Consider the following 21,963-nt stretch of genomic DNA (forward strand, 5'->3'; position numbering starts at 1 on the left):
CACACTGTCTTCGTCCATGTCTTTTCCTGCCGTCGAGTGAGGATCGAGATGCCCAAGGTCACGGTGCGGTACTGGGCCGCCGCCAAGGCCGCGGCCCAGGTCGCCGAGGAGCCGTACGAGGCGGACACGCTGGCCGACGCGCTGGCCGCCGTGCGCGCGCGTCACCCCGGTGAGCTGACGCGCGTGCTGAAGCGGTGCTCCTTCCTCGTCGACGGCGACCCGGCCGGGACCCGCGCGCATGAGACGGTACGGCTGGCCGAGGGCGGCACGGTCGAGGTGCTCCCGCCGTTCGCAGGAGGGGCAGCATGACCGACCAGCCGTATCAGGGCGGCCCCTACGAGGGCTACGACCAGCAGCAGCACTGGCCCGGACACGAGCCGCGGCACGGGCAGCAGCCCGGGCACGATCCGGGACTCACCCAGCAGTGGCAGGGCCAGACCTGGGAGACGCAGACGCACGCGCCGGTGCCGGACCCGGCGTATCCGCCGCGGCAGGAGCAGCAGCCGTATGCCCGGCCGGCGTACCAGCAGCCGTACGGGCAGGAGCGGTACCAGCAGGAGCAGTACCAGTCGTACGAGGCCCCGTACGGAGGTTCGTACGGCGACGGTGCGTACGGGGAGGCCTACGCCCCCGCGCAGCAGCCCGAACCGGCCCCGGCACCGGCCCGGATCCCCACGCCCGCACCCCGGCCGGAACCGGAGGCCGGGGAGGAGCCGGCGTACGGTCCCGCCACCATCGCCGGCAACGCGCGGATCACCGACGCCCAGCGGGCCCGCCTGGAGGGCCGCTCTCCGGTCATCGAGCCCGGCATGCAGCCGGCGGCGCTCACCGCCGTACTGGGCCTGCTGCTGGCCGCGACGGCGCCGGTCGCCTCGTACGTGCTCGTCGTGCCGCTCGTGGTGCTCCAGGCGGTGACGGCGGCGGGCTGGTTCCGGCTGAACGGCATGTGGCCGGCCCGGCAGGGCATCGCGCTGGCCTTCGCGGGCGCGCTGACCGCCGACGTGGCCGTCCTGGCGGCCGGCCGTGACCACGCCCTGGTCGCCATCCTCGGCTCGCTCGGCCTGTGGGTCCTGCTGTCCCTCGCCCTCCAGCTGCGCTCGCACGCCTCGGCGGACGAGCGGATGTACGGCCTGATGGCGACGGTCGCCTCGGCGGCGCTCGCGGTGCTGGCGACCGGGTTCCTGGCCGCCGACACGCACGCGGTGTCGGTGGGCGCGGCGGCGGTCGCGGTGGCCGTCCTGGCCCGCGCCCTGCCCCTGCCGACCCCGGCGTCGGTCGCGGTGTCCGTGCTGGCCGCGGCGGGCGCGGGGATCGCCGTCGGCACGATGACCGGCTTCGGCACGAAGGGGGCGCTGCTCGGCGGGGCCGCCGGGGTGTGCGCGCTGATCGGCCACCGGGTCGCGAGCTACGACTACCCGTCCCGCTTCGTCCACTTCACGGCGGGCGTCGCCCTGCCCCTGTCGGCGGCGGCACCGGTGGTGTGGGTGCTGGGGCGGGCGCTGGGCCACTAGGACCCTTCCGGGGTGGGCTCTTCGCCACCGCGGGCCTCGACCTCGAGTTCACCTGAGGTACCAGGGTGATCGGCGTGCCTACCGAAACCGCGGACACCGAAGCCATCGCACAGGTCGTGGCCACCGTCGAGCGCACCCAGCGCGCCAAGGACGTGGAGGGTCTCCTCGCGCTGTTCCACCCGTGCCCTGTGGACCACCGCTCACGGCAAGGTTCTCATCGGCTTCGACGCGATCGCCGAGTTCACCCGCGCCGTCCTGCCCGCCGCGAGCTGGAACGGCGAGGTCACCTACGAGGCGGTGCACCCACGGTTCCTGCGGCCGGACGGACGGTAGGTGGCTGGTGGACGCGGGCCAGAACACCGAGGTGCGCATCGGCCGGCTCATCCGCAGCCGTTGATCATGACCGCCCGGGGTGCGGCGGGCCGGGGCCGCCAAAAGAGTGGGTGTCGGCGAGTTCCGAGGCGACGTGCGCGTGCGTTACGCGATCGTGATCACGCTCGGTGCACCGAGCATGACGCAGAGGAGTCCGACGCATGTCCACGCCCGTTGTCAGCATCTTCGCCCCCCTCAGCCCTCCGGAAGCCGCCCCGCGCCCCCGCGCAGCCGCCTGGGACGCCCGCTGGCCGCTGGACGGCGGGACCGCCTGGGTGTTCTACAGCTCTCCGGAGCAGACGCACGTCAGGCGGCCGGTGATCCTCGCCGACGGCTTCTCCCTCGGAGCGAGCAACGTGGACGCCCTGTGGGACGGCCTGGAGAACGGCGCCTTCCCGTTCGTCTCCGAGCTGCGCGAACAGGGCTACGACCTCGTACTCCTCGGTTTCGACGAGCGGTCGGCGTCCCTCACCGACAACGCCGAGGTCGCGATCGAGTGCATCAAGAAGGTGATCGACGACCGCGAGGGCTCCGCGCGGCTGACGGTGGGCGGCTTCAGCATGGGCGGCCTGGTCACCCGCTACGCCCTGGCCAAGCTGGACAGCGAGGGCTTCCGCCACGAGACCGCCACCTACCTCTCCTACGACACCCCGCACCGCGGCGCGTGGCTCCCCGTCGGGGTCCAGGCGTTCGCGCACTTCGTGAAGAAGCACTGGGGCGGGACTCCCGTCGTCGGCGAGCTGCTCGGCCGCTTCTCCACCATGGTCAACAGCCCCGCCGCGCGCCAGCTGCTGCGCTGGCACATCGAGACCGAGGAGGGCACGGCGGACCAGGACCGGGCGCGTACCGACTTCCTCGAGGAACTCGAACGGGTCGGGAACTGGCCGGCAGGCGTCCGCCTCCTCGGGGTCGCCAACGGGGCGGGCAACGGCGTCGGTAACGCCATCCCCAAGGGCGTGTCGGCGATGAGCAGCACCGGCCCCGTCCTGAACGGCACCGAACTCTTCACCCAGGACATCGGTAACCCCGTCGTCGCCCACCTGCACGGGGCGGACAAGGAGCCGGTCGTGGTCCGCACCGACGGCCTGCCCGACGTCGACGGCGCCCCCGGCGGTCTGTTCCCCGTGACCCCCGGCCTGCCGGGCCACCCCGCCAACTTCGGGACCGCCGCCATGCTGGCCGAGGTGCTCGACCGCAAGCCGGCGGAACTGGTCTACAACGCGAGCGTGTTCGTCCCCACCGTCAGCGCCGTCGCCGCGGGCGACGTCGACGACCGGCACGCGCTGTACGGCAAGATCGACCCGGAGAGCAGCGAACTGCACGAGTTCCTGTGTGCCAGTGAGAACGAAGGGCACACCGTCATGACCGCGGAGCTGGGCCGGTGGATCCTGGACCGCATCACGGCCGGATGACCAGGTGAGCGCGCGGGGGGCCGCTCACGCGGCTCCCCGCGCCCCTCAGGCGTGGTCTGCCGGCGCTCGGCAGCACGGAGGTCGGCCACGGCGACCACTCAGCCGAGCGGAGTCCCGTGCTTGACCCCGGACACGAACGCCGCCCAGGTGCCGGCCTGGAAGACGAGGGCTCCGCGGGCGGGGGCCTTGCTGTCACGGACGGGGACGACGGAGGGGAAATCGTCGGCGACCTCCAGGCACTCGCCACCGTCGGAGTTGCTGTAACTGCTCGCGCGCCAGGCCGCACTCAGGAAGTCGTCGGAAACTTCGACGCAGTCGCCGCCCGTAGTGTTGCTGCGGCTGCTCCTGCGCCACGTCGCTCCGCTCAGGTCGATGACTCGCAAGGCTCCTCCAACATCCGCAGGATGAACGTCTGCGACTCAGCCGGGTACAGCGACAGGTCGCGCACCGCATCATAAGTGCGCTGCAAATGCTCAACCTCGTTGTTTTCCTCGATCAGTTCGCCACGTACATCGTTCTCGGTGTAGGCAACGGTACGACCGTCCAGCAGTCGCAAGAACTTCACCGCGGTGTTCATCAGGCCGTGAGGGCCGGCGCTGAAAGGCAGCACGTGAAGCGTGATGTTCGGCCGTTGCGACGCCTCTGCCAGGTACTCCATCTGCTCCCGCCAAGCCTTCGTGTCACGCAGGGGAGTCCGCAGCACCGCTTCGGAGAGGATGACGCGAAATGGTGGAGCATCGTCACCTTCCAACAGCATTCGTCGCCCTACACGCGCCTCGACCTGCTGGTCCAGCTCTGAACCCTTGAGACCGCCCGCCGCTAGCGCCTCACGCGCGTACCCGGCCGTCTGCAGAAGGCCAGGCGGTGCGCTCACCGCGTAGTGCCACAGGCTGATCGCCTCGGACTCCAGCACCATGTACCGCCGATACTGCTCCCTGAACTGCGTGGGGTCGGCGACCGCCAGTTCCCACAGGGTGACCAGCAGCCCCGGTGTCCCGTAGAACTGGTCCAGTGCCTGTACGACCTCGGGCCCGCCCAGTGTCTGCCCGCTCTCCAGCTTGCTGAACTGGGACGAGTCCCAGCCCACCTCCTTGGCGAGGTCCCGCAGGGACAGGCCGCGTTCGCTCCTGAGGTGCCGTAGCTCCTCGGTGAACCGCGCCCTCGGTTCCTGGCTCCGTCCCGTGATCACCAGCCGTTGTGGCATCGCGCTCCTGTTGAATTTGTTGAATTTGGCGGGCCCAACGTTGAATTTGGGCCTCTCAGCAGCCCAAACGCGCTTTCCGTGGGCCATGCTCGTAGGCATTCCGAACACGCAGGGTAGTCCTACGTATGCGCTGCGTTCAGGCGTTCATGGAAAGGAGCAGGCCGCGATGACAACGACGTCGGAGCCCCATGAGCCGGGACGTCTCCTCTACGACCCGGCCACCGACAGGGTCGGCGAGTACCGCGACCGGGCCGGCCCGTACGCGTTGCTCCGCCCCGTCGGCGGTGGGGTGGAGTGGGAGGCCGACCCGGCGACACTGCGTCCGGCCACGGACCGGGAGCGGCTCGGTGCGAGTGTCCGGGCCGTCAACCGCCGTGCGGGGGCGCTGCCTTCGTTGCCGTCGCCGTTGGACGACGTCAGCCGGCCGCCGCGTCCCGTCCCCGGCTGTGCCGCCTGCGCGGAGCTGGCGGGGCGGCGGGAGGACGCGCGGACGGCGTACGACCGCAGTGCCGAGACGGACGCCAACGTGCTGCTGCGCCAGCACCAGCGACAGGAGCACCGGGCATGACGGCCACCGGCGGACTGCCGTACGAGGAGTGCGCGCGGTGGGGGGAGCGCTCGCCGCGGGACGCCGTGAGCCCGTGGCCGGCCTACGCTCTGCCGCCGTTCGGTCCGGATGCGCGGGACACGCGGGCCGTCCCCGCGTTCCGCCCCGCGCCCCGGCCCGTTCCGCGTTCCCGGCGCCGTGTGCGGCGGCGGCTGGTTGACGGCGCGGTCGTGAGCGGTGTGCTCACCGCCCTGTGCGCCGCCGCGCTGCTCGTGACCGTGGTCCTCGCGACCGTCCGGACGCGTGGCTGAAGAGGTCCGGGGACAGCCGAAGGGCCGCACCCCCCACTGGCGTCCAACCCAGGGGGATGCGGCCCTCAGCCGTCGGTGAGTCCGCTCGCGGGCGGCTCAGACCGCGATGGCGACCTCGGCCAGGCCGCCGTGCTGGGCGACGACCGTGCGGTCGGCCGTGCCGCCCGGGACCAGCGCCCGCACGGTCCACGTGCCCTCGGCCGCGTAGAAGCGGAACTGGCCGGTCGCGGAGGTGGGAACCTCGGCGGTGAACTCGCCGGTCGAGTCGAGCAGTCGGACGTAACCGACCACGGGCTCGCCGTCGCGGGTCACCTGGCCCTGGATCGTGGTCTCACCGGGCTTGATGGTCGAGGCGTCCGGGCCGCCGGCCTTCGCTCCACACATGCTGTCTCTCCAGAGGGGTCTGACCGGGAAGGTCGGTCGGATGGGTTACTTGCCGGAGCCGAGTTCGATCGGCACGCCGACGAGGGAGCCGTACTCGGTCCAGGAGCCGTCGTAGTTCTTGACGTTCTCCACGCCGAGCAGCTCGTGCAGCACGAACCAGGTGAGGGCCGAGCGCTCACCGATGCGGCAGTAGGCGATCGTGTCCTTGGCGAGGTCGACGTCCTCCGCGGCGTAGAGGGCCTTGAGGTCCTCGTCCGACTTGAACGTGCCGTCGTCGTTGGCGTTCTTCGACCACGGGATGTTCTTGGCGCTCGGCACGTGACCCGGCCGCTGCGACTGCTCCTGCGGCAGGTGGGCCGGGGCGAGCAGCTTGCCGGAGAACTCGTCGGGCGAGCGGACGTCGACCAGGTTCTGCGCGCCGATCGCGGCGACGACGTCGTCCCGGAAGGCGCGGATCGCCTTGTTCTGCGGCTGGGCGCTGTAGTCGGTCTTCGGGCGCTCGGGGACCTCGTCACCGGCGACCAGCTCGCGGGCGTCCAGCTCCCACTTCTTGCGGCCGCCGTCGAGGAGCTTGACGTTCTCGTGGCCGTACAGCTTGAAGTACCAGTAGGCGTACGACGCGAACCAGTTGTTGTTGCCGCCGTAGAGGACCACCGTGTGGTCGTTGGCGATGCCCTTCTCCGACAGGAGCTTCTCGAAGCCCTCCTGGTCGATGAAGTCACGGCGGACCGGGTCCTGGAGGTCCTTGGTCCAGTCGATGCGGATCGCGTTCCGAATGTGGTTCTTCTCGTAGGCGGACGTGTCCTCGTCCACCTCGACGATCGCGATGGTCGGGTCGTCCAGGTGCTCCTGGAGCCAGTCGGCGTCGACCAGGACGTCGCTGCGGCTCATGCTCTTTCTCCTCCGGGGCAGTTACGGCGGGGCGTGCGAAGTAGCGAGGGGCGCGCGCTCGGTGCCCGAGCGGCGCACGGATGCCCTGACGACAGGGCGGTGAGATGCGGGAGCCGGGCTTCCGCTCAGAAGGGGCGACAGAGCATGGCGGCAACGCGGCACAGGTCCACTGCCCGCCGCTTCGTGAGATCCGCCTGTCGCCTCATGCGGTCGATCGTAGGGACGTACGGGCCGACATGTCACCGGCGTGTCACATGGCGAGACGCGATCGTCCGAATACCGGGATATGAAAAGCGCCCGGGAGTCCTTCGGGGACCTCCGGGCGCTCACGCGGGTCGCCGTGCCCACGCTGCGTACGTGGCCGTCTCGCCAGTCGGACAATCGGTGTCCACCGGCGGTCCCGGCCCGGGGTGCGGGTCGGCTACCCCGCCAGCCTGACGTCCGAACCCTTCACACTGATCTTCACGCCGTCCGGCGCGGCCTGCACCTTGTCCAGCTTGATGCCGCCGGGCAGCTGGTCGATGGCCTGCTGGAAGTCGGTGATCTCACGGACGCGGCTCTCGGCGACGGCGGCGGCGCCCAGCTTCGGCAGGGAGTCCGCGTGCACCTCGACCTTGTCGTTCACCACGGCCACCGAACTGAGCACGGACACCGTCTGCGTCAGCCCGAGGGACGAGACGGTTCCCTCCACCGCGACCTTGATCTTCCCGTTGCCGCCGTCGGAGAGCCCGACGATCCGGGCGGTGACCCCGGGGGCCACCTCGGTCGGCTCGGACTTGGCCGTCTTCAGCAGCTCGGCGTAGGAGACCGTCGCGGTGCCGGTCGCGGTGTCAGCGGTGGCGGAGCTGTAGTCGCCGGAGAACCTCACGCCGTTCATGTGGGCCTTCAGGTCGTCCACCCGGATGGTCCGGCCGGCCTTGCCGGTCGCCGCCTGGTAGTCGTCGATGCCGACCTCGACGTCGTCGAGGGAGCCGCCCGCCAGCTGGGTGAGGAACGGGAAGCCGTTGATGTCCACGTCCGGGGTGGACGCCAGGTTCTCCGTCGCCTTCAGCTTGTCCGCGGCCTCGCCCTCCGCGAAGTGCACGGCGACCCGGTCCGCGATCACGAACAGCCCGCCCAGGATCACGACGAGGATCAGCAGTATTCGCAGGGCGCGCATGTGGTGGGTCCCCAAGGTCGGTGACGGTGGTCGGGATGCGTACGTCTACGCCACGGTAACCCTGTGGGTGCCGGGCGGACGGCCTTTGTCGATCAGTTGTGACAGGGGCCGCCGGCCCTACCCTGGAAGCATGTACGCCAGGCGGCGACACCTCTACTTCGCCATGATGGGGATCTGCATCGGCCTCTTCGTCCTGGCGTGGGGCGTCGTGCGCATGTGGTCGGTGCCGGCGGCCGTCGGCATGTGCGTCGTGGCCATGGTCATCCCACCCGTCGCGGCGATGGTCGCCAACCGCCGGGGCCCGGAGGACCGCTGGTGGGACGACCCCTCCGGCGACCCGAAGTCGGACGAGTGGTGGGACGAGCTGGACGGCAGGAAGCGCCCGCGCTCCTAGGGAGCCGCTGTGGCGGGGCTCAGTACACGAGCGCCTGGGTGTCGTCGGCCAGGGCCTCCTGCACGAACACCTGCGCGCCCGCGATCCGTACGCCCTCGATGACGTCCTTCTCCGTGATCTCCCGGCGGGCGGCGCACTGCGTGCACAGCGTGACGCGCCCGGCCGCGAGGACGGAGTCGATCAGGTCGGGCAGCGGTGCCGCGTGCGGCAGTTCGAACTCGGCGGCCCGGCCCGGCAGCGCGAACCAGGACGACTCCCCGGTCAGCCACAGCGAGACCTCGACGCCGCTGGCCACGGCCACCGCGGCCACCGTGAACGCCTGCGAGCAGCGCTCGGGGGCGTCCGCCCCGGCCGTCACCTTGATCACGAGTTTCTTCGCCATGACCGAAGCGTAATCCGCTTGGCCACAACTGCATGCGCATGCCATGAGTCTGCTGTGCATCCGGCAGACCGTGACCCTCCAGACCGAGCTGCTCACCTGAGCGGACCTCGTCGGGAGGGCGGGGTCCGGGCCGCGTAAGCTTGTCTGCGGCTCTGTCGTCCGTCCACCTTCGCTCAAGGAGCACCCGTGGAGACTTTCTACGAAATTCTGCTGGTCCTGGTCTGCGTCGGCGTGCTCGCCTTCGCCGGTCTGACCGTGAAGAAGCTGTACCAGGGCCAGCGCTGACCCACCCCAAGGAAAGCTGTCGCTCATGATCGAGATCCCGTCCGACCTGCACAAGGACCTCGTCCCGCTCGTTTTCCTGCTCGGCGAGTGGGCCGGTGCGGGCGTGCACGACTTCCCGGGCTCGCAGAAGTGCAACTTCGGGCAGGAGGTCGCCTTCACCCACGACGGCCGGGACTTCCTCGAGTACCGCTCCCACACCTGGGAGCTGGACGGTGACGGCAACAAGGTCCGCCCGCTGGAGTCCGAGCACGGCTTCTGGCGGATCGACGCCGAGCGCAAGGTCGAGGTGACGATGACCCGCGACGACGGCGTCATCGAGATCTGGTACGGCGAGCTGGCCGACAAGAAGCCGCAGATCGACCTGGTGACGGACGCCGTCGCCCGCACGGCCGCCTCGCGGCCGTACAGCGGCGGCAAGCGGCTGTACGGGTACGTGAAGGGCGACCTGATGTGGGTCGGCGAGAAGCAGACCCCCGAGGTCCCGCTGCGCCCCTACATGTCGGCCCAGCTGAAGAAGGTCGTCAGCCCGGAGGACGTCGAGCGCTGGGCGAAGGCCCTGCCGGACGACCTCCCGGACGACGGCATCGCCTTCTTCAAGTAGGCCACCGGCGCCCACGGCCCACCGGTCGCACACGGCCCACCGGTCGCACACGGCCCACGGATCGCCCACGGCCCACCGGCCGGGTGGTCCTAGACTTCCAGTGTGGTGAGCACCGACTGGAAGAGCGACCTCAGGCAGCGCGGCTACCGGCTGACGCCGCAGCGTCAGCTTGTCCTCGAAGCCGTGGACACCCTCGAACACGCGACCCCCGACGACATCCTCGCGGAAGTGAGGAAGACGGCGTCGGGGGTCAACATCTCCACCGTCTACCGGACGCTGGAGCTGCTGGAGGAGCTGGGCCTGGTCAGCCACGCCCACCTCGGCCACGGCGCGCCCACCTACCACCTCGCCGACCGCCACCACCATCTGCACCTGGTGTGCCGGGACTGCGAGAACGTCATCGAGGCGGACGCCGGGGTGGCCGCGGAGTTCACGGCCAAGCTGCGCGAGCAGTTCGGGTTCGACACCGACCTGAAGCACTTCGCGATCTTCGGCCGGTGCGAGGACTGCTCCCTGAAGGGTTCAACTACCTCGTCGTAGGCTTGCGGTATGAAGAGCCCCCTGCTGTCCCTGCCCGGCGCCGTCCCCGCCGAGGGCGTGGACGAAGGCGTCGCCGCCCACTACGGCGACCTGTTCCGCGAGCAGCGCGCCCTCGCCGACGGCGCCGGCTTCGTCGACCTCTCGCACCGCGGTGTCGTCACCGTCAGCGGCGAGGACCGGCTCAGCTGGCTGCACCTGCTGCTCACCCAGCACGTCAGCGAACTGCCCGCGGGTGAGGCCACCGAGGCCCTGATCCTCTCCGCCCACGGACACATCGAGCACGCGCTGTACCTGGTGGACGACGGCACGACCGTCTGGGCGCACGTGGAACCCGGCACCCAGGAGGCGCTGATCGCGTACCTGGAGTCGATGAAGTTCTTCTACCGGGTCGAGGTCGCCGACCGGACGGCCGACATCGCCGTGGTCCACCTGCCGGCCGGTTCGATCAGCGAGCCGCCCGAGGAGGCGGTCGTCCGCGAGACGGCGTACGGCCGTGATCTGTTCCTGCCGCGCGCCGCGCTGGAGGAGTTCGCCGCCGGACACGGACCGGTCGCCGGGATCCTCGCCCACGAGGCGCTGCGCGTGGAGCACCACCGGCCCCGGCTCGGCTTCGAGACCGACCACCGCACCATCCCGCACGAGCTGGGCTGGATCGACACGGCCGTCCACCTCCAGAAGGGCTGCTACCGGGGGCAGGAGACCGTGGCCCGGGTGCACAACCTGGGCAAGCCGCCCCGGCGGCTGGTCTTCCTGCACCTGGACGGCAGCGAGGTCCACCTGCCGCCGGCGGGCACGGAGATCCGGCTCGCCGACGACGAGCCCGACGGCCGGAAGATCGGGTTCGTCACCACGTCCGTACGCCACCACGAACTGGGGCCGGTGGCGCTGGCCCTGGTCAAGCGGAACGTCCCGGTCGACGCGCGGCTCCTGGCCGGGAACACGGCCGCCGCCCAGGAAGTCGTCGTGGCGCCCTAGGGTCTTTCGTTCGGATCGACCCGCGAGCCCGGCATGATCCGAACGAGAGGGCCTAGGTGTGCTGTCCCGGGACGTCGGTGCGTCCCGGGACCCCCCGACGGGCCGGACGCCGAGCCGCGGAACGTTCCCGGGTCAGCCGGCGGCAGGCTCTAGGAGCGGGTGGCGGTGGCGCAGCCGTCGCCCGTAGCCGTCGTGCCGTTGCTCGTGTCGACGGGCTTGCTGCGGTCGTACGGATCGACCCGGTGGGCCTCGTCGGCGGGCTGCTCGTCGTCCCGGCCGAAGGGCGGCACGAAGTAGCCGGTCGGGGCGGAGCAGCCGCCGTTGGTCATGTCGAGCGCGTACGAGACGAGGGACATCGTGCCCGGTTCGGTGATGACCTCGGCCGGGTCGTCCCAGCTCATCACCACCTCGCGCCGCACGATCGTACGGACGATCCCGGCGTTCCGCCCGCCGTCGCCCGCCGGGGTGACCGGGTACACGAAGGTGACGTCCGCCGTCACCTCGACCGCCCCCCGCTTCCCCTCCCGGTACGTGAGCCGGCCGCGCGTCTTGACCACGTCACCGACCAGCCGGGCCTGCTCCGGCCGGAAGCGACTGAACAACAGCAGCGGGTCGGTCCTGTGAGTGGGCGCCGTCGAGGACAGGGCGGTACGGAGATACTCCTGGACGTCCTTCTGGTGCGGGTTCAGCAGCGCGATCGCCTTCGTGGGCCGCTCGCCGCGCAGCACGCGGGAGTCGAGCCCCGCGGCCACCAGGAAGTCCCGGCTCCGCCGCAGTGCCCGCCCGACCTCGGCGGCGTCCATCCAGCCGGTCGCCTTGGCCGGTGGCACCGTGATCCCCGCCGCTCCGTCGGCCCAGCGGGCGGCAGGAGAGCCCCGGAAGGGTTCGGCGAGGGTAGGGCGCAGATCCGGCCCGGCACCGGGCGCCTCCCGCGGCCTTCGCGACTCGGCGGCCAACGGCGCACCGTCCTGCCCGCCGTCGTCGCCACCGAACCAGCCGGCGACCTGCTGCGGGAAGAGCCCCACGGCCAGGAGGGCCGCGGCCGCCACCAGCCCGGTCACGTAACAGCCTGTCCTGCGCCGGGGCCGGGCCGGTGAGTACGTACGCCAACCCTCCGGCTGCCCGGAACGCTCCCGCAGCCGCCGCTCCGCCTCACGGGCGCGCGCCGACGGCTCCACGGGGGCCCCGGCCGTGCCCGTCACCGATTCACGGAGGAACCGCTCCCACTCCTCGTCGGACACGGACGACCCGTCCTGCCCCCCAGCCCCGCTCACACCGCACTCCCGTTCTCGCTCGATCGCTCGACACCCGATGGCTCGATCGCCCGACGGATTCGGTCAGTTGACCGTGCACCGGTCCATCGGGAGCCGCCCGCATGATCGCACGAGCAAGCCGCCGGCCTGCCGGGGCAGGTCACCGTGCCGTGCGCCGGCACGGGCGTGGGCGTGACATCTCACGACAAAGTCGAAGAGCCCGGCTTCCTAGACCTCCAGCAGCACGGTGAACGGGCCGTCGTTCGTCAGCGACACCCGCATCCGCGCGCCGAAACGGCCCGTCGCCACCGTCGCGCCCAGCGCCCGCAGCCGGGCCACCACCTCGTCCACCAGGGGCTCGGCGGCCTCGCCCGGGGCCGCCGCGTTCCAGGTGGGCCGGCGGCCCTTGCGGGCGTCGCCGTAGAGGGTGAACTGGCTGATCACCAACAGCGGGGCGGCGGTGTCACTGCACGACCTCTCGTCGTGCAGCATCCGCAGCGTCCACAGCTTGCGGGCCAGCCGGGCCGCCTTCTCCGGGGTGTCCTCGTGGGTCACCCCGACGAGGACGCACAGCCCCTCGCCCTCGATCGCGCCCACCGTCTCGCCGTCCACGACGACGCTCGCGCCGTCCACTCTCTGCACCACCGCACGCATGCGGACCATCATGCCCGGTGCCGCACGCCCGGCCACGGGGGGCGGCGGCGGGCCCAATTTGGTTCCGTTACCGCCCATCTGGGGCTGTTCGGGCGCACTCGGTCACAAAGTGGCCGGTTGGGGTGGCACGATGCTGTCACACGCCGGGCGAGGGGACGGTCACCACCAGATGAGCACACCGAGTACCAGCGGGCGGCTGGGGACACAGAAGGCGTGCCGGCCGCCCGCACAGCGCGCCGACGGCACCACGGGCCCCGAGGCCCGCCCGGGCGTCCCGGCCGCGGGGTGCCCCCAGCCGCACGACCTGGCCCGGCTGAGCCTGCCCGAGCTGCGCACCCTGCGCCGCGACGCCCAGCGCGACGAGGCGGACCTCAGCTACGTGCGGCGGCTGTTGCAGGGCCGGATCGACATCCTGCGGGCGGAGCTGGGCCGGCGGGGCCGGACGTCGGTGCCGGCGCCCGTGGACGACGCGGTGGTCGACCGGCTCCCGGAGATCCTCCAGGACGCCCCGGCCCGGCAGCGCTCCTCGGCCCGGCATGTCACGCTCGGCACCCCGCACAACGAGGAGTACCGGCAGCTGGCCACCGAGATGCTCGGCGAGGTCGAGCTGTCCGACCTGACGGCCCGGACCGATCCGGAACTCGCCGCCGCCATGGGCCGGCTGGTCTGCTACGAGCAGGAGGTCTCCCGGCGCCGCCAGCGGCTGCAGCGCACGGCCGACGAGTGCAGCGGGGAGATCACGCGCCGCTACCGGGTGGGCGAGGCCCAGATCGACGACCTGCTGATCTGACGGCACGCGCCCGGCACGCGATCGGCGGGCGCCGGTGGTGCGTGGCCGGGCGGTGAGAGGGCGCCGAGCGTGGCCGGCGCCCTGGTGTGCCCGTCCGGGCGGCTGCGCTGCCCGGACCGTCGCTGCGGCTCCCCTCTTCCGGCGGCGCTGACTGTTCATCCGTAGCGAGCTGTTCAGTTGTGGCTGTGCGATGCGGGTGTTCAGTTGTGGCTGTGCGGGATGTTCAGTTGTGACTGTGCGCTCCGGTGGCCGTCCCCGGTCCGGGCTCCCGGCTCCCCTCCGGGAGGGAACCCGGGCGGCCAACCACTGGGAAGCTCGACCAGGTCGGGCAAGTTGGCTGCCAACTTCACTGTTCTTATCTCCGCCGGGAAGCGACTCATAACCAGCTGCCGGCGAACTGCCCCAAGTTGGCGGGAAGTTGTACGGTTCAGGTGTGGACCCGGAGCACGCCTTGGCCGGTGGGCGGACGAGGCCCCAGCGGCACCGCCCGTCCCACCGCGAGATCGCCGACGAACTGCGCCACCGGATCAGGTCCGGAGTGCTGCGGCCGGGCGAGCGCATGCCCACCCAGGCGAGGCTGGCCGACGAGTTCGGGGTCGAACGCGGGGCCGTGCGGCAGGCGCTGCGCATCCTGCAGTCGGAGCATCTGCTCACCGGCGTTTCCAAGGGCAGCCCCGCCACCGTGGCGGCGGTCCCGGGGTCCGCGCGCCTCCCGGCCGGTCCGGCGGCGCCGCCGCAGCCCACCATGGTGGCCCTCGCGCCGCGGATCGCCGGCGCCTTCGCCGCCCCGCACGTGCGTATCGACGCGCTCTGTCTGACCGCGGTCTCGCTGACGATGGCGATCGGGGAGCCGCTGCGGCAGATCCACGCGGGACAGCTGGAACCGGCCAAGATCGAACTGCGGCTGCTGCTGCCCGGCCGGAACATCGACCTCGCCTTCCCGGCACCGGTGGACGCCGACGACGGTGGCCTGCTGCACCGGCGCTGGCTGTCCCAGCGCAACGCCCAGGGCCTGGTCCTGCGGCAGAACCTGCTGGCCCTGCGCACCACCCACGGCATCGACGTGAGCATCTCCTTCCGGGCGCTGCCGTTCACCCCGCCGGTGAAGCTGTACCTGCTCAACGGGTCGGAGGCACTGTTCGCGTACTACACGCTGGGGCGCCGCGAGCGGGAGATCGAGCACGAGCACGTGGAGCTGTACGACGCCGACGGCACCCGGTCCGTGCTGTTCGCCTTCGGGCAGCGGACCGGGCGGCAGGACGCGGCGTTCGTGGAACAGTCCCGCCTGTGGTTCGACGCGCTGTGGGAGACGATCAGTTCGGAGCTGGCCCTGGAACCCTGAGTGCTGCCGACCCGGCCGAGTTCGCGACCAACTTGGCTGTGTCTGGTCCTACTTGGTCGTCCCGTGCGAACAACTTACGGGCAACTCCCCAGGGATGGATCAGGGTTGTAGCTTTTGGTCGTGACCCAGGAGAACATGGCAGTCAACGGCAGCGGACGGCGCAGGTCGCAGCAGATCGCCGACACCCTGCGCGACCGCATCCGTTCCGGCGCCCTGCGGGCCGGTGAGCGGCTGCCGACCCAGGCCGAGCTGGCCGGGGAGTTCGGCGTGGAGCGGGGTGCCGTACGCCAGGCCCTGCGGGCACTCCAGGAGGACGGCCTGCTCACCGACGTCAGCAAGGGCAGCCCGCCCCGGGTCGCCGGGCCGGCCCCGTCGCACGAGGAGCCGCAGCCGACCATGGTGGCCCTCGCCCCCCGGCTGACCGAGGCCTTCGCCGTGCCGCACGTGCGCATCGACGCCGTCTGCCTGACCGCGCAGAGCCTGATACCCGCCCTCGGCGAACCGCTGCGGCTCATCCATGACGGCCGGCTGCGGCCCGGCCGGGTCGACGTCCGCGTCCTGCTGCCGTCCCGGGACATCAATCTCGCCTTCCCGGTCTCCGTCGACGCCGGCAGCGACGACGACGCGGTCCACCAGCGCTGGCTGGCGATGCGCAACGCCCAGGGCCAGGTGCTCCAGTACAACCTCCAGGCCCTGCGCGGCACGCACGACATCGACGTCCGGGTGACGTTCCGGGCGCTGCCGTTCACCCCGCCGGTGAAGCTGTACCTGCTCAACGGGTCGGAGGCGCTGTTCGCGTACTACACGGTCACGCGCCGCGAGGAGCCCACCGAGGACGGGACGCTGGAGATGTACGACGCGCTGGGCTCCGAGTCCCTGCTGTTCTCCTTCGAGCGGCGGGCCGGACAGCGGGACGCGGCGTTCGTGGAACAGTCGCAGAAGTGGTTCGACGCCCTCTGGGAAACCATCACCACGGACCTGACACTCTCCTAGTGACTTCTGACGCGACTTCTGATGCGACTTCTGTTGCGAGCGAGATCGAGAAGCTACGGGAACTGATCACACCGGCCCGTTTCGTGCTGTGGGACTTCGACGGGCCGATCTGCCGGCTGTTCGCCACGCACCGGGCCGAGCGGGTGGCCGCGGACCTGGTGGACTGGCTGGAGCGGCAGGGCCTGCGCGGACTGCTCACCGACGCCGAGCGGGAGACCCTGGACCCGCAGGTCGTCCTGCGTGCCGTGGGCCGCCGGCGCCCGGGCAGCGACCTCGTCGCCGGCCTGGAGGAACGGCTCACCCAGGAAGAACTGCGGGCCGCCGCCTCCGCGCTGCCCACCGCCTACGCCGACCCGCTGATCCACACCTGGACGGCCGTCGGCGCCCGCCTCGCCGTCACCACCAACAACTCACCGCGCGCCGCCCGCACCTACCTCGAGTCCCGTGGCACCACCGGCTGCTTCAGCCCTCATCTGTACGGCCGCACCGAACACCTGCACCACCTGAAACCGGACCCGCACTGCCTCAACCGGGCCCTCAACGCGATGGGCGCGGCGCCCACGACCGCCCTGATGATCGGCGACTCCCTCTCGGACCTGACCGCGGCCCGCCGGGCCGGCGTCCCCTTCCTGGGCTACGCGCGCCGCGCCCAGCAGGCGAAGGCCCTGCGCGCGGCGGGCGCGGACCACGTCGTCCGCTCACTTCACCCCCTGCTGCGGCTGCTCCGCGGCGGCCACGGCGCCCACCGCTAGCGTGCCGCCGCCGTACCCTGCGGTGCGTTACGATGCCGCCACTCCGGGCCACCGCCCGGGACGTGTGCGTCACACCCGGCGCAGGTGAGCGGCCGACCACCCGTCGGACCGCTCGTCCTGGGCGCGAGGGCGTGGCGAACCCCCGCCGGGCCCGGCGTCGCGACCGACGGGTCCTCGGGCGCCGTCCCGGGGCCCCGGCCCCGCCTTTCCCGACCCGCTTTCCCCGACCCTCCTTTTCCGCACGACCTACCCGGAGCGGCCCGTGGGCGCACCGCCTGTTCCCCGTGCCGTGGCCGGGGAGCACGCCGGCAGAGACCGGACCGATGCCCTCGTCCGGGAATTCGTGGCCCGTGCCGTCGCGGCCGGCCGGGCGAGCGGCGGCCACCACCACCGCGACCACGTCGTCCCGCTCACCGCACCCCTCGCCGGGCTGTTCGGCCGCGAGCCGGGCACCCCGGTGACCGTACGGGTGCCGCGTCCGGACGCGGTACCGGTGGTGATCCGGACCTGGCGGAGCGAGCCGGACATCCTGCGCGCCGTGCGCAGAGTGCTGCCGAACGTGCCCGAGTGCCTAGCCGCGGGGCCCGGCCATGCCGTCCACAGCCATGTGGACGGCGCCGTGCTCACCGACCTCTGCGGCCCCGGCGGACCCGTCGACGGACCGCTGCTGCGGGAACTGGCGGACCTGCTCGCCACCCTCGCCCAGGTGCGCGGCGGCGTCCTGCCGCCCCTGCCGGCCCACTGGCCGCGCAACCACACCGACTCCCAGGGCTTCCTGCGCACCCTCGCCCACCTGGCCGACCAGCAGATCCGGCAGCCCAACCGGCGTCGCTACGGCGGCCTGTTCACCGCACTCGGCGTGCCCGAGGACGCCCTGTCGCGGTTCGCGGACCGCGTCCCCGCGCTGACCCGGCGGCCGTACGGGCTGATCCACGGCGACCTGCACCGCGGCAACCTCGTCCGGCCGGCCGCAGGTGACCCGACGCTGCACTGCGTGGACTGGGAGCTGGCGAGCTACGGCGATCCGCTGCACGACCTCGCCGTCCACCTGGTGCGGATGCGTTACCCCGAGCACCAGCGGCACGAGGTCGTCGAGGCCTGGGCCGGGGCGGTGCACCGGGTGCGGCCCGCCGCCACGGCCGGCCTCTCCCGGGACCTGCGGCACTACCTCGCCTTCGAGTACGCCCAGTCCCTGTACGCCGACGTGATCCGGGCCGCGCGCTCGCTGGAGGACGCCTTCGACCAGCGGCGCCTGGACGCGGCGGCGGCCACCGTCCGCGACGCGCTGCGCGCCGCCGCCGGCCCGCTGCGGCTGGGCCGGGTGCCCGAGCGGCGGGAGATCGAGCGGATCCTGTTCCGGCGGGCGGCGTCCGGAGCCGTGCCCCGGCGCCCCGCACCGGCCCGCGCCCTCGGCTGGACCCCCGACCGGCGCGTCCCCGAACACCCCGACTTCCCGTACCCGGCTGTCGCCGACGCGCTGTTCCTGGAGGGCGCCGCCCCGGCCGACCGGGTGTTCAAGGGGGCCGCGCACCTCACCACGGTGCTCCGGGTGCCCGGAACCGCCTTCCCCGTCGTCGTCCGCCGTGAGGCGACCGTCGTCCTGCGGCGCGAGACGGGTTTCCTCAGTGAGCACGCCGTGCTCCGGGCGATCGAGCGCTCCGGGGTGCCCGTGGCCGCGCCCCGGGTGCTCGCGCTGGGCACCAGCCATGCCACGGATCCGTCCCACCGGTACGGCGGGGACGCCTTCACCGTCCACACCTACGAGGGCGCCCGCGACCTCGGCCGCCGCCCCGAGCACCCGGTGCACGGGCTGCTGCCGCACGAGGCGGACTGCCTGGTCGACCAGCTGGCCGCTCTCACCGGTGTCGACTACACCCCGACCGACCCGGTGGCCGGGGGCCCCGGCTTCTACGGCTGGCTCAGCGACCAGCTGGTGGCGCTGGTCGCCGGCCTGCCCGGGGAGTCCCAGCGGGCGGCCCGCTTCCTCGGGCTGCCGGACGCGCCCCGGCTCCGCGAGATCCTCGCCCGGCACCGGGTCACCGACCGCGCCTGCGCCCTGCTGCACGGTGACCTCAACCCCTGGAACCTGGTGCGCCGCGACGACGGCCCGCCCCTCACCCTCATCGACTGGGAGATGGCACTGGTCGGGGACCCGCTGTACGAGCTGGTCCGGCACATGCACCTGACCCCGACCCGGCCGGAGATCCGGGACCGCATGTTCCGACGCTGGGACGCCCGGCTGCCCGCGCGTTTCACCGAGGGCTGGCAGCGGGACTGGCGGGTGTACCGGTGGATCGAGATCGTCCGTTCGGCCTACGTCGACCTCGACCGCCTGGTCACCGGCACCGGCCTGGACGCCCCCAACGTGCGCCGCGCGGTGGACTCGTACGCCATGACGCTGGCCGCGGCCACCGCCTCCCTGGGCCTGTCGTCCCGGCGGCGCGGCACCCCGCACCCGGCGTGGCCGACCGGCCCCGGCGCCCCTGCGTAGGCTCCCCCCATGGGTGAGATGGGCCTGCGTGAGCGCAAGAGGCGGCAGATGTACCAGGACGTGTCGGACATCGCCGTGCGGCTGTTCCTGGAGCGGGGCTTCGAGGCGGTGCCGGTGGCGGAGGTCGCCGCGGCGGCCGGGATCTCCAAGCCGACCCTGTTCCGGTACTTCCCGGCCAAGGAGGACCTGGTCCTGCACCGCATCGCGGACCACGAGGCGGAGGCCGCGCGGGTGGTGGCCGGGGCGGCCGACCCGGTGGACGCGCTGCGGAGGCACTTCCTCGCCGGGCTGGAGCGGCGTGATCCGGTCACCGGGCTGAACGACCATCCCCAGGTGCTCGCCTTCCACACCCTGCTGTACGGGACCCCGGCCCTGGTGGCGCGGGCGTACGGCCATCTGGAGCGGTCGGAGGCGGCCCTGGCGGACGCTCTCGGCGGCGGGCTGGACGCCCGGCTGGCGGCGGGGCAGATCATCGCCGTCCAGCGGATCCTCGCGCAGGAGAACTGGCGGCGGATCGCGGCGGGGGAGCCGGTCGACGAGGTGGCGCCGGAGGCCGTACGGGCGGCGGAGCGGGCGTTCGGGCGGCTGGCCGCGGGCCTGCCGGAACTGGGCCCAAGCAAGTGAGACTAAGTTAAAAATGTAACTCGGTAACGTTATGGCGCTACGCTGGCGCCATGACGTCACTCGACCCCGCCCTCACGGACACCCTCCACACCGAGCGCGCCTACCACGACACCTGCCGCGCCGCCCTCGCCGCCATGGTCGAGGGAGCCGCCGAACAGGTCGTCATCGGCGAGGACGTCTCCGCCTCCGGCGCCGACGCCGAAGTCCTCGGCCACCGGCTGCGCAGCCAGGCCAAGGCCATGCGCGAACTCCCGCCGGGCCCGCTGTTCTTCGGCCGGCTCGACTTCGGCGAGGACGATCCGGAACACGGCGGGCAGCACTACCACGTCGGCCGGGTGCGGATCACCACCGACCCCGCCGCCCCGCCCCTGGTCGTCGACTGGCGGGCCCCCGTCTCCCGCGCCTTCTACCAGGCGAGCCCCGGCGACCCGCAGGGCGTGGCCGTCCGGCGCCGTTTCGGGTGGGCCCCCGGCAGCCGGGGCGACTCCGCCGGCCTCACCGGCCTGGAGGACGAGCACCTCGGCCGGGGCGAGTCCCGGCCCGGCCGCCTCCTCGCCCGCGAGATCGAGCGGCCCCGCATCGGACCCATGCGGGACATCGCCGCCACCATCCAGCCCGAGCAGGACGACCTCGTCCGCGCCGCCCTCGCCGACTCGGTGTGCGTGCAGGGCGCCCCCGGCACCGGCAAGACCGCCGTCGGCCTGCACCGGGCCGCATACCTGCTCTACACCCACCCCCGCCGGCTCACCCGCTCCGGCCTGCTCATCCTCGGCCCGCACCGCACCTTCCTGTCGTACATCGCCGAGGTGCTGCCCTCCCTCGGCGAGAGCGGCGTCCGCCAGGCCACCCTGCTGGACGAGATCGCCCGCCACCCCGTCACCGGCACCGACACCGTGCCCGCCGCCACCGTCAAGCACGACCCGCGCATGGCCGAGGTGCTGCGCCGGGCGCTGTACGCGCGCGTGAGCGCCGAGGTCGTCACCGACCTCGCCGTACCCGACGGCTCCTACCGGTGGCGGGTGCCCGCCGCCGAACTCGCCGCGATCGTGGCGGAGGTACGCGCCGAGGAACCGCCGTACGCCGTCGGCCGTGAGCGGGTGCGCACCCGGGTCGTACGGCGGCTGCGGGACCGGGCCGAGCGGCGCTCCGGGGTCCTGCCGGCCTCCTGGGTGCGCCGCGTCGAACGGTGCCGTCCGCTCACCGCGCAGCTCGACGCCGTCTGGCCCAGGGTCCGCCCCGAGGAGGTCCTCACCGGACTCCTCACCGACCCCGCGGCGCTGGCCCGCGCCGCCGACGGGCTGCTCGAACCGGCGGAGCGGACGGCCCTGCTGTGGCCCCGCCCGCCCCGCTCCTACAAGTCCGCCCGCTGGTCGGCCGCCGACCTGGTCCTCCTCGACGAACTCGCCGGGCTGATCGAACACCCCGAGGGCCACGGCCACATCGTCGTGGACGAGGCGCAGGACCTCTCGCCCATGGAGTGCCGGGCCGTCGCCCGCCGGGCCGCGTTCGGCTCCCTCACCGTCCTCGGCGACCTGGCCCAGGGCACCACCCCGTGGGCCGCCCGCGACTGGTCCGTCCAGTTGCGCCACCTCGGCCGGCCCGACGCGGCCGTGGTACCGCTGACCACCGGGTTCCGGGTGCCCGCGGCCGTCGTGGAGCTGGCCAACCGGCTGCTGCCCCGCCTCGGCGTCGCCGTACCCGCCGCCACCTCCCTGCGCACCGACGGGGAACTGACCCTGCGGCCGACCGACGATCTCCTCGGCACCACCGTGACCGCCGTACGGGACGCCCTCGCCCGGGAGGGTTCGGTCGGGGTGGTCACGGCCGACGCCGACACCGGCCCGGTGCGGGCGGCGCTCACCGCGGCCGGCCTGGCACCGGCCGGCCCCGACGCGCTCGGCGCCCGGCTGGCCGTCGTCCCCGCGAGCGTGGTCAAGGGTCTGGAGTACGACCACGTCGTCGCCGTGGAACCGGCCGCCGTGGTGGAGGCGGAGGAGCGGGGCGCCCACCGGTTGTACGTCGTCCTGACCCGGGCGGTGTCCCAGCTCGACGTGGTGCACGCCCGCCCGCTGCCGTTCTGACCGGCGGGCGCCCGT

General features: G+C 72.6%; 25 protein-coding genes and 1 pseudogene. 17 read left to right on the forward strand and 9 right to left on the reverse strand.

Going from position 1 to position 21,963, the window contains the following annotated elements; all coding sequences use genetic code 11:
* The first annotated feature begins 48 nt into the window (after positions 1-48).
* The 4 genes and pseudogenes from ACF1BE_RS27050 to ACF1BE_RS27065 all read left to right on the forward strand — a co-directional run bounded on the left by ACF1BE_RS27050 (position 49) and on the right by ACF1BE_RS27065 (position 3,295).
* Positions 49-309, forward strand: a complete 261-nt coding sequence (locus ACF1BE_RS27050; RefSeq protein ID WP_392201618.1) for a MoaD/ThiS family protein — start codon at positions 49-51, stop codon at positions 307-309.
* Positions 306-1,511, forward strand: a complete 1,206-nt coding sequence (locus ACF1BE_RS27055) for a hypothetical protein (protein ID WP_392201619.1) — start codon at positions 306-308, stop codon at positions 1,509-1,511. The genes ACF1BE_RS27050 and ACF1BE_RS27055 overlap by 4 nt, the downstream gene beginning before the upstream one ends.
* Positions 1,512-1,576: 65 nt before the next feature.
* Positions 1,577-1,908, forward strand: a pseudogene (locus tag ACF1BE_RS27060) (SgcJ/EcaC family oxidoreductase).
* A 136-nt stretch (positions 1,909-2,044) separates the two neighbouring features.
* Positions 2,045-3,295 (forward strand): esterase/lipase family protein, encoded by a 1,251-nt coding sequence (locus ACF1BE_RS27065; protein ID WP_392201620.1) that lies wholly within the window; start codon positions 2,045-2,047, stop codon positions 3,293-3,295.
* 98 nt (positions 3,296-3,393) lie between these two features.
* On the opposite strand, the gene ACF1BE_RS27070 is transcribed toward ACF1BE_RS27065, so the two are convergent.
* Entirely contained in the window at positions 3,394-3,678 is a 285-nt protein-coding gene (locus tag ACF1BE_RS27070; RefSeq protein ID WP_392201621.1) for a DUF397 domain-containing protein, read from the reverse strand.
* Complete coding sequence (locus tag ACF1BE_RS27075) at positions 3,660-4,499, reverse strand: helix-turn-helix transcriptional regulator (protein WP_392201622.1); 840 nt, start codon at positions 4,497-4,499, stop codon at positions 3,660-3,662. The genes ACF1BE_RS27070 and ACF1BE_RS27075 overlap by 19 nt, the downstream gene beginning before the upstream one ends.
* A 166-nt stretch (positions 4,500-4,665) precedes the next feature.
* On the opposite strand from ACF1BE_RS27075, the gene ACF1BE_RS27080 reads away from it, so the two are divergent.
* Positions 4,666-5,067: a hypothetical protein gene (locus tag ACF1BE_RS27080; protein ID WP_392201623.1), complete on the forward strand. Its 402-nt coding sequence runs from the start codon at positions 4,666-4,668 to the stop codon at positions 5,065-5,067.
* Positions 5,064-5,357, forward strand: a complete 294-nt coding sequence (locus tag ACF1BE_RS27085) for a hypothetical protein (protein WP_392201624.1) — start codon at positions 5,064-5,066, stop codon at positions 5,355-5,357. The genes ACF1BE_RS27080 and ACF1BE_RS27085 overlap by 4 nt, the downstream gene beginning before the upstream one ends.
* 96 nt (positions 5,358-5,453) lie before the next feature.
* On the opposite strand, the gene ACF1BE_RS27090 is transcribed toward ACF1BE_RS27085, so the two are convergent.
* The 4 genes from ACF1BE_RS27090 to ACF1BE_RS27105 all read right to left on the reverse strand — a co-directional run bounded on the left by ACF1BE_RS27090 (position 5,454) and on the right by ACF1BE_RS27105 (position 7,791).
* The gene (locus tag ACF1BE_RS27090) at positions 5,454-5,741 is read right to left on the reverse strand and encodes a DUF1416 domain-containing protein (protein WP_030318169.1); all 288 of its coding nucleotides are present in this window, start codon (positions 5,739-5,741) and stop codon (positions 5,454-5,456) included.
* Between the two features lie 45 nt (positions 5,742-5,786).
* Positions 5,787-6,632 (reverse strand): sulfurtransferase, encoded by an 846-nt coding sequence (locus ACF1BE_RS27095; RefSeq protein ID WP_392201625.1) that lies wholly within the window; start codon positions 6,630-6,632, stop codon positions 5,787-5,789.
* A gap of 125 nt (positions 6,633-6,757) precedes the next feature.
* Entirely contained in the window at positions 6,758-6,838 is an 81-nt protein-coding gene (locus tag ACF1BE_RS27100; RefSeq protein ID WP_351055874.1) for an Ms5788A family Cys-rich leader peptide, read from the reverse strand.
* A gap of 215 nt (positions 6,839-7,053) precedes the next feature.
* Positions 7,054-7,791 (reverse strand): DUF2993 domain-containing protein, encoded by a 738-nt coding sequence (locus tag ACF1BE_RS27105; protein WP_392201716.1) that lies wholly within the window; start codon positions 7,789-7,791, stop codon positions 7,054-7,056.
* 130 nt (positions 7,792-7,921) lie between these two features.
* On the opposite strand from ACF1BE_RS27105, the gene ACF1BE_RS27110 reads away from it, so the two are divergent.
* Positions 7,922-8,185, forward strand: coding sequence for a DUF3099 domain-containing protein (locus ACF1BE_RS27110; protein ID WP_392201626.1), 264 nt, complete (start codon positions 7,922-7,924; stop codon positions 8,183-8,185).
* Positions 8,186-8,204: 19 nt separating this feature from the next.
* Here the strand turns inward: ACF1BE_RS27110 and ACF1BE_RS27115 are convergent, their stop codons facing one another.
* Entirely contained in the window at positions 8,205-8,567 is a 363-nt protein-coding gene (locus ACF1BE_RS27115; protein WP_121788104.1) for a DsrE family protein, read from the reverse strand.
* 310 nt (positions 8,568-8,877) lie between these two features.
* Here ACF1BE_RS27115 and ACF1BE_RS27120 point away from each other — a divergent pair, with 310 nt between their 5' ends.
* The 3 genes from ACF1BE_RS27120 to ACF1BE_RS27130 all read left to right on the forward strand — a co-directional run bounded on the left by ACF1BE_RS27120 (position 8,878) and on the right by ACF1BE_RS27130 (position 10,968).
* Entirely contained in the window at positions 8,878-9,453 is a 576-nt protein-coding gene (locus ACF1BE_RS27120; RefSeq protein WP_392201627.1) for an FABP family protein, read from the forward strand.
* Positions 9,454-9,555: 102 nt separating this feature from the next.
* Positions 9,556-9,993, forward strand: coding sequence for a Fur family transcriptional regulator (locus ACF1BE_RS27125; RefSeq protein ID WP_392201628.1), 438 nt, complete (start codon positions 9,556-9,558; stop codon positions 9,991-9,993).
* Positions 9,994-10,002: 9 nt separating this feature from the next.
* Entirely contained in the window at positions 10,003-10,968 is a 966-nt protein-coding gene (locus tag ACF1BE_RS27130; protein WP_392201629.1) for a YgfZ/GcvT domain-containing protein, read from the forward strand.
* Between the two features lie 149 nt (positions 10,969-11,117).
* On the opposite strand, the gene ACF1BE_RS27135 is transcribed toward ACF1BE_RS27130, so the two are convergent.
* Together ACF1BE_RS27135 and dtd are read right to left on the reverse strand one after the other, a co-directional pair.
* A complete protein-coding gene (locus ACF1BE_RS27135; protein WP_392201630.1) occupies positions 11,118-12,209 on the reverse strand; it encodes a hypothetical protein in 1,092 nt (363 codons plus the stop codon).
* Between the two features lie 240 nt (positions 12,210-12,449).
* The gene (dtd, locus tag ACF1BE_RS27140) at positions 12,450-12,875 is read right to left on the reverse strand and encodes a D-aminoacyl-tRNA deacylase (RefSeq protein ID WP_392201631.1); all 426 of its coding nucleotides are present in this window, start codon (positions 12,873-12,875) and stop codon (positions 12,450-12,452) included.
* A 169-nt stretch (positions 12,876-13,044) separates the two neighbouring features.
* Between dtd and ACF1BE_RS27145 the strand changes: the two genes are divergently transcribed.
* The 7 genes from ACF1BE_RS27145 to ACF1BE_RS27175 all read left to right on the forward strand — a co-directional run bounded on the left by ACF1BE_RS27145 (position 13,045) and on the right by ACF1BE_RS27175 (position 21,948).
* Positions 13,045-13,665 (forward strand): aerial mycelium formation protein, encoded by a 621-nt coding sequence (locus tag ACF1BE_RS27145; protein ID WP_392201632.1) that lies wholly within the window; start codon positions 13,045-13,047, stop codon positions 13,663-13,665.
* A gap of 433 nt (positions 13,666-14,098) precedes the next feature.
* Positions 14,099-15,007, forward strand: coding sequence for a winged helix-turn-helix domain-containing protein (locus ACF1BE_RS27150; protein ID WP_392201633.1), 909 nt, complete (start codon positions 14,099-14,101; stop codon positions 15,005-15,007).
* A gap of 114 nt (positions 15,008-15,121) precedes the next feature.
* Positions 15,122-16,000, forward strand: a complete 879-nt coding sequence (locus tag ACF1BE_RS27155; protein ID WP_392201634.1) for a winged helix-turn-helix domain-containing protein — start codon at positions 15,122-15,124, stop codon at positions 15,998-16,000.
* A complete protein-coding gene (locus ACF1BE_RS27160) occupies positions 16,000-16,752 on the forward strand; it encodes an HAD family hydrolase (RefSeq protein WP_392201635.1) in 753 nt (250 codons plus the stop codon). Before ACF1BE_RS27155 ends, ACF1BE_RS27160 begins: the two co-directional genes overlap by 1 nt.
* A 262-nt stretch (positions 16,753-17,014) precedes the next feature.
* Positions 17,015-19,243, forward strand: coding sequence for a phosphotransferase family protein (locus tag ACF1BE_RS27165; protein ID WP_392201636.1), 2,229 nt, complete (start codon positions 17,015-17,017; stop codon positions 19,241-19,243).
* Between the two features lie 9 nt (positions 19,244-19,252).
* The gene (locus ACF1BE_RS27170) at positions 19,253-19,867 is read left to right on the forward strand and encodes a TetR family transcriptional regulator (RefSeq protein ID WP_392201637.1); all 615 of its coding nucleotides are present in this window, start codon (positions 19,253-19,255) and stop codon (positions 19,865-19,867) included.
* Between the two features lie 50 nt (positions 19,868-19,917).
* Positions 19,918-21,948, forward strand: a complete 2,031-nt coding sequence (locus tag ACF1BE_RS27175) for a HelD family protein (protein ID WP_392201638.1) — start codon at positions 19,918-19,920, stop codon at positions 21,946-21,948.
* Positions 21,949-21,963: the final 15 nt, after the last annotated feature.

This window comes from Streptomyces sp. NPDC014991, from assembly GCF_043080665.1.
Classification (GTDB): Bacteria; Actinomycetota; Actinomycetes; order Streptomycetales; family Streptomycetaceae; genus Streptomyces.